The organism is Amycolatopsis sp. NPDC052450 (assembly GCF_044547565.1).
Classification (GTDB): domain Bacteria; phylum Actinomycetota; class Actinomycetes; order Mycobacteriales; family Pseudonocardiaceae; genus Amycolatopsis.
This window is the reverse complement of record NZ_JBIUAQ010000002.1, coordinates 124,504-138,144: the sequence shown is the minus strand read 5'-3', so window position 1 is coordinate 138,144 and position 13,641 is coordinate 124,504. Positions and strand designations below refer to the sequence as shown.

Below are 13,641 nucleotides of genomic sequence, written 5' to 3'. Positions count from 1 at the left end.
AGCCGAAAACGAGGACAGGGGAGAACATGACGATGAGCGTCGAAGCGATCGAAGGCGTGGCCGCGGGAGTTCCGTTCGTGGCGTTGCCGCCGTCGGACCGGGAGCGTCCGGCGCCGTTGGTGCTGACCTGGCATTTGCTGGGCGCGCCGTTCAGCGAGGCGGCCATGGCGGCGGCGCTGCCCATGCGCGGACTGCACGCGTGGCGCGTGCACCTCGGGTTGCCACTGACCGGGAAACGGTTCCCCGAAGGCGGTTTCGAGGGGTTCTTCCGCCTCGCGAGCGAGGACAACGTGCTCAACGTCGTCGAACCGCTCACCAAGCAGGTCGAGGCGGAGTTCCCGGCGGCGGTGGCGGAGCTGCGCTCGCGCCTGTCCATTGAGGACGGTCCGGTCGGGCTGGCCGGCGGTTCGCAGGGTGGCGCGGTCGCACTGCAGATGCTGACCCACGCCGAGATCGAGGTGGCGGCGGCCGCGCTGGTGAACCCGGTGACGCAGCTGGCGCCGGTGATCGCGGCGAACGAACGGGTCTACGACGTCACCTACCACTGGTCGGACCGGTCCCGCGCGGTCGCGAACGAGTACGACTACGTGCGGCGGGCCGAAGAACTGACCGCGCCGGTGCTGCTCGTCATCGGCGAAGAGGATGACGTCTCGATCACCGAACCGGCCGAAGCCCTGCACAAGGCGTTGGGGGAGCGGCGATCCGAACTCGTCACCATCCCCGGGATGGCGCATGGGTTCGCCGAGACGCCCGGCCTCGAACCCGCTCCGCAGACGGACCACGCGAAGCTGGTCGACGCCGAGCTCACGCGCTGGTTCGCCCGGCACCTAGCTGTCTGAGGTCGTCGTCCGGCAGCCAGGACCGCGCGGGATCGTAGGCGCACCAACCTTCTTCGTGGCTGGTCCGGCCCGCGAGCGCCAGCAGGCGCCGCAGGGCCGGGCCTTCGCCGCGCCGCCACACCACCGACCACGGGAACAGCGGCGACGGCTCGAAGGGCAGGACGCGCAGATTGAGGTCGGAAGCGAGGTCCATGTCGGCGCCGGCGAGGGTCACCCGCTGCTTCCCGTAACGGGTCTGTTCCAGTGTGTGCCGGAGGTCGTAGCTGACCCCGGAGTCGTCGATCGGGACGTCGAATTCTTTGCATAGGCGTTGCAAATAAGAAAGCCATTCGATCGGCCCGCCCAATTGCGGAATCCAGATACCGTCGCTCCGCAGATCCGGCAGTTTCAGCGTTTCGTTGCTCGCCAGCGGATGTTCCGGGGCGAGAAGGGCGACCAGCGGTTCGAGCCGGACGAGCCGATGATCGAGTTCCGCGGGCACCTCGCGGCCGAGGTCCGCGACCCGGCCGAACGCGAGGTCGATCTCGCCGCGGACCAGCGGATCGAGGGCGTTGGCCAGCCCGCGCCCGGCGACCCGTTCGACCGCCAGGGCCGGGTCGCGCTCGGCGATGCGCCGCAGCATGAACAACGGGGACAGTCGCGGGTCGATGACGTCGAGTCGCGGCGGGCGGTCCTGCAGGCCCATCGCGGCGACGGCGGCGTCCGCGGCCCGGATCAGCTCGCGCGCGTGCGGGAGGAAGCGGTCACCGTCGGAGGTCAGTTCGACGGACCGGTTGGTGCGCCGGAAGAGCTGGACCGACAGGGCGTCCTCGAGCTTCCGGATCCGCTTCGACAGCGCCTGCTGGGTGAGGAACAGAGATTCTGCCGCGCGACCGAAATGGCCGTGGTCGGCGGCGGCGGCGAACGCCCGCACCTGAGCCGTGTCGAGATCCACGCCCTCAAAGTACGTGAAGGACCCCTTCATGTACTTAGACGCAAGGAAGGACCCCTTCATGTACCTCCGGCGCGTACCGCCGACCTCCGGCCCCGGCGCTGGCCTCCGGACGTAGTGAGGGCCTCCTTCCCTACCCTCAAGGTAGTGAAGGGGGCCCTCACGGACTTCCAGCAGGCGGTCACCGATGTCATGAAAGGGTCGTTCAGGACAAAAAACGTCCTGAACGACCCTTTCATGACATTTCGAGAGCCGGCCAGGCTCAGACGCCCGGCGGCCGTTCCCGCACCACGCACGTCAGCCGCGCCGTGCAGGACCGGCGCCCCTGGTCGTCGGTCAGCACGATCTCGGCGGTGACGGTCCCGCGGCCGACGTGCACCGGGGTCGCGACCCCGGTCACCCGTCCGGACCGGACCGCCCGGTGGTGGGTGCAGGAGAGTTCGAGGCCCATCGTCGCCTTGTCGGTGCCGGCGTTGAGCGCGCACACCATCGAGCCGAGCGCCTCGGCGACGACTGCGTTCGCTCCGCCGTGGAGGAGGCCGTACGGCTGGAGGTTGCCCTCGACCGGGATGCTGCCCACGACGCGTTCGGGACCGAATTCGCTGATTTCGAGCCCGAGCTTGTCGTTGAGCTGCTGTCCGGCGAAGGCCGGGTCGATCCCGGCGAAGGATTCGAGGGCTTGTTCGGTCACGCAGCGCTCCTTAACATTCGTGAACCCGCGACCGCGTCGCCGGGGCGCACGTTATCGAGTTTTTCTCACGTCCTGCCCTCAGGACGCCTTGCCGCCCCGATCGCGGGGCCTGGCGGTTTCCGGTGCCGAGAGGGCCGAGCGGCGTCACCGACAGCCCGCAACCGACACGACAGGAGAACTGTCAGACCCTCACCCTAGACTCGCTCCCGTGAGCCCGAGTGAGAACACGACCGTTGCCAACGCCACACCCGTCACCGCACAGGCCGAGCGGCCCAAACTGCTGCTGATCGACGGCCATTCGATGGCGTATCGCGCGTTCTTCGCGCTGCCCGCGGAGAACTTCAAGACGAAGACCGGGCAGACGACGAACGCGGTGTTCGGGTTCACCTCGATGCTCATCAACCTGCTGCGCGACGAGGCGCCGACCCACCTCGCCGTGGCGTTCGACCTCTCCCGCAAGACGTTCCGCTCGGAGACGTTCAAGGACTACAAGGCCAACCGCAGCGCCACGCCGGACGAGTTCAAGGGCCAGGTCGGGCTGGTCGAGGACGTGCTGAAGGTCCTCGGCATCCCGGCGCTGACCAAGGAGAACTACGAAGCCGACGACATCATCGCCACGCTCACGACACAGGCGACCGCCGAAGGTTTCGACGTCCTCATCTGTACGGGCGACCGTGACGCGCTCCAGCTGGTGACCGACCAGGTCACCGTGCTGTACCCGAAGCGCGGCGTGTCGGAGATGACGCGGTTCACCCCGGAGGCGGTCGAGGAGAAGTACGGCCTCACCCCGGCGCAGTACCCGGACTTCGCCGCCTTGCGCGGAGACCCCTCGGACAACCTGCCCAGCATCCCGGGCGTCGGCGAGAAGACGGCCGCGAAGTGGATCAGGCAGTTCGGCTCCTTCAACGACCTGATCGACAGGGTCGACGAGGTCAAGGGCAAGGTCGGCGACGCGCTGCGCGAACACCTCGGCGCGGTCATGCTGAACCGCCAGCTCACCGAGCTGATCCGCGACGTCGAGCTGGAGCTCGGCCCGACCATGCTCGAACTGCGCCCGTGGGACCGCGAGGCCGTGCACGCGCTGTTCGACGAGCTCGAGTTCCGCGTCCTGCGAGACCGTCTCTTCGCCACTTTGCAGAGTGCCGAGCCCGAGGCCGAAGAGGGCTTCGAGGTCAGCGGCTCGAAGCTCGCCCCGGGCGCGCTGACGGAATGGCTGTCCGCGCACACCGGCCAGGACCAGCCGGTCGGCCTGGCGTTCCGGACCACCGGGGCTTCGGTCCGCGCGGATCTGAAGGCCATCACCTTCGCGGCCGCGGATGGCGAAGGCGCGTACGTCGACGTCACAGCGATGGACGCCGAGGACGACAAGGCGCTCACGGCCTGGCTCGCCGACGCGAAGATCCAGAAGATCGGCCACGAGCTCAAGGTCCCGCTGCACGCCGTCCGGGCGCGAGGCTGGACGTTCGCCGGGCTCGTCATGGACACCGCGCTCGCGGCGTACCTGGTCCGCCCGGGTCAGCGCACCTTCGAGCTCGACGACCTGGCCCTGCGGTACCTGCACCGCGAGCTGCGTTCCGAGGCCGACACCGGGGACGGGCAGCTTTCGCTGCTCGACGGCGGCGCCGAGGACATGGAGCAGAAGGAGATCCAGGCCGAGCTGGTCAAGGCCCGCGCGGTCGCCGAGCTCGCGGGCGCGCTGACCAAGGAACTCGAAGAACTCGGCGGCGCGCAGCTGCTCGCCGAGCTCGAACTGCCGCTGCTGCAGGTGATCACCGGGCTCGAAGCGGCGGGGATCGCGGTCGACATCGAGCATCTGACCGATCTGGAAGCGCACTACCTCAACCGGGTCACGCAGGCCGCGGAAGAGGCGTACGCGGTCATCGGCAAGCAGGTCAACCTCGGATCGCCGAAGCAGCTCCAGGTCATCCTGTTCGACGAGCTCGGCATGCCGAAGACCAAGCGCACCAAGACCGGTTACACCACCGACGCCGAGGCGTTGCAGAGCCTGTTCGAGAAGACCGAGCACCCGTTCCTGCAGCACCTGCTGGAGCACCGGGACGCGACCCGGCTGCGCACCACCGTCGAGGGCCTGATCAAGTCGGTCGCCGACGACGGCCGCATCCACACGACGCTTTTGCAGACGATCGCCGCCACCGGACGGCTCTCCTCGGTCGACCCGAACCTGCAGAACATCCCGATCCGCACCGAGGAAGGCCGCCGCATCCGCGACGCTTTCATCGTCGGCGACGGATACACCGAACTGATGACGGCGGACTACAGCCAGATCGAAATGCGGATCATGGCGCACCTTTCGCAGGACGAGGGCCTGATCCAGGCCTTCAACAGCGGTGAGGACCTGCACACGTTCGTGGCGTCGCGCGCGTTCTCGCTGCCGCCGGAGGAGATCACGCCGGAACTGCGTTTCCGCGTCAAGGCGATGTCGTACGGCCTGGCGTACGGGCTTTCGGCGTATGGGCTTTCGCAGCAGCTGCGGATCTCGACCGAAGACGCCAAGGAACAAATGGAGGCGTACTTCTCCCGCTTCGGCGGCGTACGCGATTACCTTCACTCTGTCGTGGGTGACGCGGCGAAGGTCGGCTACACCGAGACGATCTTCGGCCGCCGTCGTTATCTGCCGGACCTCAACAGCGACAACCGGCAGCGCCGCGAGATGGCCGAGCGGATGGCGCTCAACGCCCCCATCCAGGGCAGCGCGGCCGACATCATCAAGGTCGCCATGCTCAACGTGCACAAGGCGCTGACCGAGGCGAAGCTGAAGAGCCGCGTGCTGCTGCAGGTCCACGACGAACTCGTCCTGGAAGTCGCCGACGGCGAGCGCGAGCAGCTGGAAGCGTTGGTGCGCCAGGGAATGGGCTCTGCCTACGAACTGGCCGTGCCGCTGGAGGTCTCGGTCGGGTACGGACGGTCCTGGAACGACGCAGCGCATTAGAGCCTGTTGGCGGAGCTGAAGACGGACCCTGAAACAGGATCGAACGCTGAACCCGCCCCGGCCGAAGGCCCCGCTATCGCGGTGGCAGGGCGCCTTTGCCTGCCACCGGGACGTGGATGATCAGGTAGCGCCCTGCCGACGTCGGTCGCGGACGCGGGTTCACCACCAGACAATTAGGCCTCGTGAGTGGTAATGACGGTCAGAGCCGTCATTACCACTCACGATCGGTAGGGTCTTCGGCGTGACTTCCGAGCGCAGACGCTGGCGGGTGCGGCTGCGCGATCATCGTGGGCGGATCCTGGGCGCCGGGACCATGCTCGACGGTGAACACCTCCTCACCTGCGCTCATGTGATCGAAGGCCACGACGGCGTCGCGGTGGATTTCGTGGCGCTTCCCGGTGTGGAGCCGGGAATCGCGACGATCGTCGCGCAGGCGGCGCCCATCGGCGACGACGGCGGGGACATCGCGCTGCTCCGATTGCGTGACCCCGAGGAGCAGATCACCGGCGCCCCGCTCCACCGGACCGCGCTCGAGGACGGCCAGCGCGTCCGCGCGTTCGGCTTCCCGTCCGGTTCGGACGGCATGTGGTCGCTGGCGACCGTCGTCGGCGACGGCGGCCACGGTCTCGAACGGGTACAGCTGCACCGCACTCCCGACACCGAGCCGATCACCCACGGATTCAGCGGTTCCGCGGTGATCGCCGACAAGACCGGGCACGTCGTCGGCATGGTCGCGACCCGGTACGCGACCGAGGCAGCCCGCGTCTCCTGGATGATCCCGGTCGAGACCATGCTCGGTTACCTGCCGGAACTGCGTCGCTGGGCCGAGGGCAGCCCCGCGATCGACCCCGGTTTCGTCCAGCACCCGGCGACGCCCGCGATGGACGTGCTGTTCGCGCGAGAATTCGCCCGCTGGCTCGGCGGCCACGGCCAGGCGGACGTCCGGGTGATCATCATGGGCGAGGACGATTCCGCCGTCGCCGCCTCGTTGCGGCGCGCGGTCGTCCTCGCCGACCGCGAACACGGAGCGGGCCGGAGCGCGACCGGGCCGACGGTGCCGCCCGTGGGCAGTGTCGCGCTCGCCGTCGACGCGGTCGGCAAGACCGCGGACGAGGTCCGGCGCCGCATCTCCGACCGGCTCGACGTCGCCGCGGACTCGCCCGCCGGCCGTCACGGGTCCGGCCGCACCGTCGTCGTCTACGGGATCGACGAAGCGGCCGAACCCGACGAACTCGTCGGCGACGTGCTCGTGCCGCTGGCCCAGCGCGCGCACGAACTCGGGCTGCGGCTCGCGCTGGCCTTCCGCGAGGAGACCTCGCCGGGGGTGAGTGTGGTCCGGTCGAGCACCGACGTGCTGCCCGCCGGCGACGACGACATCGAGGGCCGTCTCGCCCTGCTGGAAATCCGATTGGGTGAACTTGCCCGGCTGGAGAAGGACAATCTGGGTGATGCGCCCCGCTTCACCGAGGTCCCGCAAGTCCATGCCAAGGCGCGACGGCTGACAGGCGCGTTGACGCAACTGCGGTCCGCGGAGCAGGACGGCGACTCCGAGTGGGTGAAACGGCAGCTTCCGGTCTGCGAGCGAGCGGTCGCCAGGACCATCGACCGCGCCCGCGACTTCCGCCGCCTTCTCGACGAGAATCTCGCCCGGCGCGCGGAATTGCGCGCCCGGCTCGACGCGTACGGGGAAATGGCCCGTAACAGTGGCTTCGTCGAAGACGTCGAACTGGATGCCGCCTACGCCCCCGCGTGGCGGACGCTCTTCGAAGGACCGTGCGACCTCGCGGCCGCGGCGGCCGCCGTCGAGCGATACGCGGACACCGTACGGAAACGGATCGACGGATGACGGCCTGCGGACACGACGGCTGCCCTGGCATGCTCGGCAAGACCGGCTTCTGCAAGATCTGCGGGCTGCCGCCCGGAACACCCGAAGAGCCCCCGCCGCGGGAGAAGCCGACCTTGGTCATCCCCGGTCCCGGTGAGGCACCGACTCGGATCACCAGCACGGTGGTCACCCGCTCCCAGCAGATCGCGGGCCACGCGACCGCGGACGACCGGGTTCCGCTCCCGATCGTCGAACTGCCCGACCTCGCGGGCCGCCTGCTGACCGAACCGCATGTCCCGGAAGAGGAGCGGTTCTGCGGCAAGCACGGGTGCACGGCCACCCCGGTCGGCCGCTCGATCGGCGGCGGGCCCGCGCCCACCGAGGGATTCTGCCCGGTCTGCCGGACGCCGTTCTCCTTCTCGCCGAAGCTCGCGGCGGGTGACGTGGTCGACGGCCGCTACCACGTACTCGGCTGCGTCGCGCGCGGTGGACTCGGTTTCGTCTATCTGGCAACGGATTCCGGGCTCGGCGACCGGTACGTCGCGCTCAAGGGCCTGATCAACACGAACAACACCGCCGCCGTGCGGATCGCGGAGACCGAAAGCCAGGTGCTCACCGCGCTGGACCATCCGAACGTCGTCCGGATCCTCGACGTGGTCGAGCATGCGGCGTTCCGCTACATCGTCATGGAGTTCGTCGACGGGCTTTCCTTGCGGGAGATCAAGAACCGCGGCCGGGCCGGGCTGGATTCGAGCGAAGGGCGGCTGCTGGTCGAGCACGTCGTGGCGTACGGGCGCGAGATCCTGACCGCGCTCGACTACCTGCACGGTGAGGGCCTGCTGTACTGCGACATGAAGCCGGACAACGTGATCCACGGCGAGAAGCGGATCAAGCTCATCGATTTCGGCGCCATCCGCAAGATCTCCGACGACGAGAGCCCGACCGTCGGGACCGAGCACTATCAGGTGACCCCGCGCGAACGGGCGAAACACGGCCTCACCGTCCGGTCCGACATCCACACCGTCGGCGTGACGTTGCGGGAACTCTTCCAGGCCAGCGACGGCTGGTCGGTCACCACGGACGCGCGCGGCGTCCGGTTCGGCATCGAATCGTTCATCCGCGTCCTCGACCGGGCGACCGCGCCGTTCGAGCAGCGGTTCGCGACCGCCCGCGAGATGCTGGCCCAGCTCGACGGCGTGCTCAGCGAAATCCTTTCCTTGCGGGACAAGCAATCCCGGCCCGCCGGATCGACACTGTTCGCCGAAGGGGCGGTTCTGCTCGACGCGGGACTCGGCCAGGCGCCGCCGCTGGAGCACTGGACGCGGGGGACACCGGTCTCGCTCGGCGCGCGCCCGGCCGCCGCGGAGATCGCCCTCGGCCTGCCGGTGCCGCGTGAGGATCCGGACGATCCGCAGGCGAACTTCCTCCGTGCCGTCCGGGCCCCCGACGCGGGGCGGCTGCTGAAGAAACTCGACAAGGTGCCGGGTTCGGTGGAGGTCGGATTCCGCCGGTGCCGGGCACAGCTGGAACTCGGTGCGACCATCGAGGGCGCACTGGCGGTGGCGGAGGCCGAACGGCTGCTCGGCGAGCGCGCCGCCCATGACTGGCGGGTGGCGTGGCATCGGGGCCTGCTCGCGCTCGGCGCGGGCGATTTCGCCGCGGCCAAGGAGAAGTTCACCGCCGTGTACCGCGACATCCCCGGCGAGGAGCCGCCGAAACTCGCGCTGGGCCTCTGCGAAGAGCACCTCAACGGCGCGGCCGCCGCCGAGCGGTACTACGACGCCCTGTGGGTTCGGGACCGGTCCCAGGTCAGCGCGGCGTTCGGGCTCGCGCGGGTCCGGTTGCAGCGGGGTGATCGGGCCGCCGCCGTCGAAATCCTCGACCAGGTCCCGGAGTTCTCTCGCTACGACGAGGCCGCGCGGATCGCCGGGGTGCGGGTGCTGTCCGCGCCGATGCCGGGCACGGTGGACTTCCCGTCGTCGGCCGAACTCGACGACGCCGTGGTCCGGCTGGCCGCGTTGGACCTCGACGGCGACTCCCTCGACCGGCTGGTGACGGCCGTGCGCGAGACGGGACTGGCGGCGGTGCTCCTCGGGCAGGACGGGATCACCGGCGGCGAGATCCTGCGGGCGGACGAGACGGGCGCCCGCACCGTGCTGGACAAGTCGTACCGGCGGCTCGCCCGCCACGCGCCCGCGCCGGAAGCGCACGACGTGCTGATCGACCTCGCCAACTCGGTGAGATCGGTGACCTTGGTGTGAAGGGGGACTGATGAGCGGGGAGCCGAGTCTGGGTCTTGAGGTGCATCAGAACAAGTTCCTGGCCGAACGGGACCGGGCGATGACGGCGATCGTCCGGGTGGTCTCCCGAGGCGGTGAGGCGTCCGTCGCCAGGACGGCCGCCGAAGTCCTGATGATCGACTGCTCCAGTTCGATGCGCTTCCCCAGCACCAAGATCGGCGAGGCACGACGGGCAGCGGTGGCGGCCATCGACGTCCTTCCCGACGGCGTGCGGTTCGCCGTCATCCAGGGCACCGACCGCGCGAAGATGATCTACCCGGCCGAGGACGGCCTGGTGACCGCCTCCGCGGCGACCCGGGCGGAGGCACGCGCCGCGGTCGAGCACCTGGCGGCCGTCGGCGGCACCGCGATGGGCGCCTGGCTCGCGAAGGCGCGCGACCTTTTCGAAGGCGCACCCGACGCCGTCCGCCACGCGATCCTGCTCACCGACGGCCGCAACGATTCGCAGACCAGGGCCGACCTGATGAGTGTGCTGAACAGCTGTGAGGGCCGGTTCGTCTGCGACGCCAGGGGGATCGGCGACGGCTGGGAACCCGCCGAACTCACCCAGATCGGCCGGGTGCTGCGAGGGAACGTCGACTCCGTCGTCGAGGACGACAAACTCGCGGAGGATTTCCGGCAGCTGATCGAAAACGCGATGACGAAGGTGCTGCCCGAGGTCCGGCTGCGTGTCGGCACCATGCCGTTCAGCAGGTTGCGGTCGATCAAGCAGGTGTTCCCGGACGAGTACGACCTCACCGACCGGTGCCACGAGGTCGCCGTCCGCGAACTGGAGCTCTCGCTCGGCTCGTTCGCGAGCGATGAGACGCGGGATTACCAGCTGATCCTCGATCTCGATCCGGACCTCGAACCCAGCCACGGGCAGGACCGTCAGCTCGCGTGGACGGAACTCGTCCCCGTTCCCGGCGCCACGATCGAGGAGGACGCGCTGGCCATCGCTGGGCGATGGACCCACGACCCGATCCCGCCGACGCTGATTCACCCGATGGTCTCGAAGTACGCGGCGCAGGCCGATCTCGGCGAGGCGCTGACCGCGGGCGGTGACGCCTACGCGGCGGGTGACCGGGCCGGGGCCGAACGGGAGTGGGGCCGGGCGGTCGCGCTGGCCACCGCCGCGGGTGACGAAGAAACACTCACCCGTCTCGCGGGGGTGGTGGAGATCGTGGACGCGGAGAACGGGGTCGTGCGCCTGCGCCCGGACGCGACACGCAGCCACGCGTTGCACGTCGTCATCCCGTCGAGGGTTTCGGAAATCGCCCTTCCGCAGGAAGATCGGCCGATGCCCGACGCGTCACCGGTCGCCTGTGCCGGCTGTCCCGCCCTTTCCCCCGCCGGGGCGAACTTCTGCGTCGGGTGCGGAAGACCGTTCGGCGAGGCGGTTTCGTGACGGCGACCCGCGTACGGCTGGTCCGGCTCCGCACCGCCCTGCTCGCGCTCACCCTCGCGGTCCTGGTGGTCTCGCTGTGGGCGTTCCAGAACGTCCAGAAGACGGCCGAGACCGTCCGCGACCGGAGCGCGCAGGCGGTACTCGAAGTGACCGCCGCGCGCGCCGCGCTGGTGGCCGCCGACGCCGCCGCGATCACGAGTTTCGCCTCCGGCGAGGCGAGGCTCGCCGGTCCGGGGCAGGAATACTCGAACCAGCTGGCGCTGGCGAGCCAGAGCCTCGCGAGGGTCGCGGAGTTCAACCAGGCGGGTGAGGCGGGCGGTAACGCGCTGCAGGTGGTGGAAAGCCAGGTCGCGGCCTACTCGGGCTCCATCGGCCAGGCCGACGTGCACTTCCGTCAGCCGGACGCCGCCGTGCTCGGCGCTGTCGACCTCTGGCACGCCTCACGGCTCCTGCACGCCGCGGGCGGTGTCCTGGAGGAGCTGGAAGCGTTGCAAGTCAGGCAGCGCGAGGCGCTGAACCGGCAACTGTCGGCCACCGGGATGAGCCCCGCGATGCTTCCGCTCTGGCTGCTGCCGGTGCTCGCCCTCTTGGTGCTGCTGGTGCTCACCCAGCTGTATCTGCGGAAACGGTTCCGCCGCGTGGCGAACGTCCCGCTGCTCGTGGCGACCGCGCTGATCGCCGCCATCGGGGTCGCCCTGGTGTTCACCCTGGTCAGCCGTGACCGCCTGGACTCGGTCGGGGAACGGCTCGACGGCGTCGCCGCCGCGCGGTCCGCGCAGATCAAGGCGGCCGACGACGCCGGCCAGCGACGGCTCGCCGACCTGCTGGCCGAGTACTGCGACGAGGAGCAGGGATGCGGAGTGACCGTCGACGAGTTCCGGGCGCGGGCACGGCAGGCCACCACGGTGGCGACGGACAACACCCGGGTGACCACCGCGGGCGCGAAGGCGGTGGCGGCCGACGCCTCCGCAGCGGCCGAATCCGGCGGGCGGGAGTTCCTGATCCCGGCGGGCACCCTGCTCGCGGGCGCGCTGGTCCTGCTCGGGCTGCACGCCCGGATCGACGAATACCGGTACCGCCCGTGAACCGCCTGCTGGCCGTGCTGATGGCGCTCTCGCTCGTCGCGGGCGGCTGTTCGGCGTCGGCGGACGACGGGCCGGTCGTCGTACTCGCGTCCTGGACAGGGGAGGAGGAGAAGGCGTTCCGGCAGGTGCTGGACGCGTTCAAGGCCGACACCGGGATCGACTACCTCTACGAAGGCACCCGCGCGGTCGACCAGGTGCTGGCTTCGGACGTCCAACGCGGTACGCCGCCGGACGTGGCCGTCCTGCCCAACGCCGGGGTGCTGGCGAAGTACCAGAAGTCGGGCGATCTGCTGCCGCTCGACGACGCCCTCTCCGCCGCGGTGACGCGGTCGTTCAGCTCGCAATGGGTCACCCTGCAGCAGATCGGCACCCAGAAGCTGTACGCCGTCGCGGTGAAGGCCGATCTCAAGAGCCTGATCTGGTACGACCCGGCGCGGCTGACCGGGATCCGCCCGACGACGTTCGAGGGGCTTCGCACGTATTCCGCCGGACTGACCGCGGCGGGCGGCACGCCATGGTGCGTCGGGATGGGTGCCCCGCCGGCCTCGGGCTGGCCGGGGACCGACTGGATCGAGGACATCCTGCTGCACTCGGCGGGACCGGACAAGTACCGGCAATGGGCGTCCGGCGGTCTGCCGTGGACCTCGCCGGAGGTCGAACAGGCCTGGCGCGACTGGGGTTCCGTGCTCGAGCCCGCCGCCATCCGCGGCGGCACCGCGGCCGCGCTGCTGACCGACTTCGGCGACGCGGGCAAGGCGATGTTCGCCGAGCCGCCGGGCTGCGCGCTGGAACACCAGGCGTCGTTCATCATGAGCCGCTACCAGAACTTCAAGCGAGCGGACGGGACGTTCCCCAAGCCGGGCACCGATTTCGACTTCCTGTCCTTCCCGGGACGCGACGTCTCCGAGGTCGCCGCCGATCTCGCCGGAATGTTCCAGGACACGCCCCAGTCGCGGAAGCTGATCGAATTCCTGGCCTCGGAGAAGGCACAGCGGATCTGGCCGTCGATTCCCCGTGCGAACGCGTTTTCCGCCAACCGGCAACTCGGCCTCGACGTCTATCCGGATCAGGTGAGCAGGCGGGTCGCGGACAGGATCACCTCGGCGTCCGCCCTGTGCTTCGACGCCTCGGACCTGATGCCCGCGACGATGACCGGCGCCTTCCACCGCGCCGTCCTGGAGTACCTGAGCAACCGCGACCGGCTGGGCACCCTGCTGAAACAACTCGAAGACGTCCGGAAGAGCATCCAGCCGGGCGAATGGTTGAAGATCCCCTGTGGACAGTGAAGGAGCATCGGTGAACGACCTGGCTCGGTTCCCGCTCGAAGGCGGCGGTTCGGTGGTCGTCGAGATCGACCCCGTCCCCGGCACCTCCCGCGTCTCCCGGCGCGACGACCTGGTCGAGGACGCCAAAGGGTCGTTCGAGGCGGCGCTGGCGAACGTGAAGGAGGCGGCCACGGCGGCACTGGACACCTTCCGGTCGATGACAAGGGGACCGGACGAGGTCGAGCTCAAGTTCGGCGTCAAGCTGACCGCTCAAGCGGGCGCGGTGATCGCGAAAACGGGCCTGGAAGGCAACTTCGAGGTCAAGCTCAAGTGGACCCGGGACACCGAAGCCTGAACCCCGATCACGC

The 13,641-nt window shown here is 69.5% G+C and carries 10 protein-coding genes; 8 read left to right on the top strand and 2 right to left on the bottom strand.

Annotation, left to right across the window (positions count from 1 at the left end):
* Positions 1-26: 26 nt before the first annotated feature.
* A complete protein-coding gene (locus tag ACIHAO_RS05465) occupies positions 27-839 on the top strand; it encodes an alpha/beta hydrolase family protein (RefSeq protein WP_396554904.1) in 813 nt (270 codons plus the stop codon).
* Here ACIHAO_RS05465 and ACIHAO_RS05460 read toward each other — a convergent pair.
* A complete protein-coding gene (locus ACIHAO_RS05460) occupies positions 805-1,773 on the bottom strand; it encodes a LysR family transcriptional regulator (protein ID WP_396554903.1) in 969 nt (322 codons plus the stop codon). The two genes, ACIHAO_RS05465 and ACIHAO_RS05460, sit on opposite strands and share 35 nt — an antisense overlap.
* A 259-nt stretch (positions 1,774-2,032) precedes the next feature.
* The gene (locus tag ACIHAO_RS05455) at positions 2,033-2,461 is read right to left on the bottom strand and encodes a PaaI family thioesterase (protein WP_125795325.1); all 429 of its coding nucleotides are present in this window, start codon (positions 2,459-2,461) and stop codon (positions 2,033-2,035) included.
* Between the two features lie 208 nt (positions 2,462-2,669).
* Between ACIHAO_RS05455 and polA the strand changes: the two genes are divergently transcribed.
* The 7 genes from polA (at position 2,670) to ACIHAO_RS05420 (ending at position 13,628) form a co-directional block, all read left to right on the top strand.
* Positions 2,670-5,411 (top strand): DNA polymerase I, encoded by a 2,742-nt coding sequence (gene polA, locus ACIHAO_RS05450; RefSeq protein WP_396554902.1) that lies wholly within the window; start codon positions 2,670-2,672, stop codon positions 5,409-5,411.
* A gap of 241 nt (positions 5,412-5,652) precedes the next feature.
* Positions 5,653-7,257 (top strand): serine protease, encoded by a 1,605-nt coding sequence (locus ACIHAO_RS05445; protein WP_396554901.1) that lies wholly within the window; start codon positions 5,653-5,655, stop codon positions 7,255-7,257.
* Entirely contained in the window at positions 7,254-9,497 is a 2,244-nt protein-coding gene (locus ACIHAO_RS05440) for a tetratricopeptide repeat protein (RefSeq protein ID WP_396554900.1), read from the top strand. The genes ACIHAO_RS05445 and ACIHAO_RS05440 overlap by 4 nt, the downstream gene beginning before the upstream one ends.
* A 10-nt stretch (positions 9,498-9,507) precedes the next feature.
* On the top strand, positions 9,508-10,923 hold the full coding sequence (locus ACIHAO_RS05435) for a VWA domain-containing protein (RefSeq protein ID WP_396554899.1): 1,416 nt from the start codon (positions 9,508-9,510) through the stop codon (positions 10,921-10,923).
* On the top strand, positions 10,920-12,008 hold the full coding sequence (locus ACIHAO_RS05430; RefSeq protein WP_396554898.1) for a hypothetical protein: 1,089 nt from the start codon (positions 10,920-10,922) through the stop codon (positions 12,006-12,008). The genes ACIHAO_RS05435 and ACIHAO_RS05430 overlap by 4 nt, the downstream gene beginning before the upstream one ends.
* A complete protein-coding gene (locus ACIHAO_RS05425) occupies positions 12,005-13,294 on the top strand; it encodes an ABC transporter substrate-binding protein (protein ID WP_396554897.1) in 1,290 nt (429 codons plus the stop codon). The genes ACIHAO_RS05430 and ACIHAO_RS05425 overlap by 4 nt, the downstream gene beginning before the upstream one ends.
* 10 nt (positions 13,295-13,304) lie before the next feature.
* Positions 13,305-13,628: a CU044_2847 family protein gene (locus ACIHAO_RS05420; protein ID WP_125783214.1), complete on the top strand. Its 324-nt coding sequence runs from the start codon at positions 13,305-13,307 to the stop codon at positions 13,626-13,628.
* The last annotated feature ends 13 nt before the right edge of the window (positions 13,629-13,641 follow it).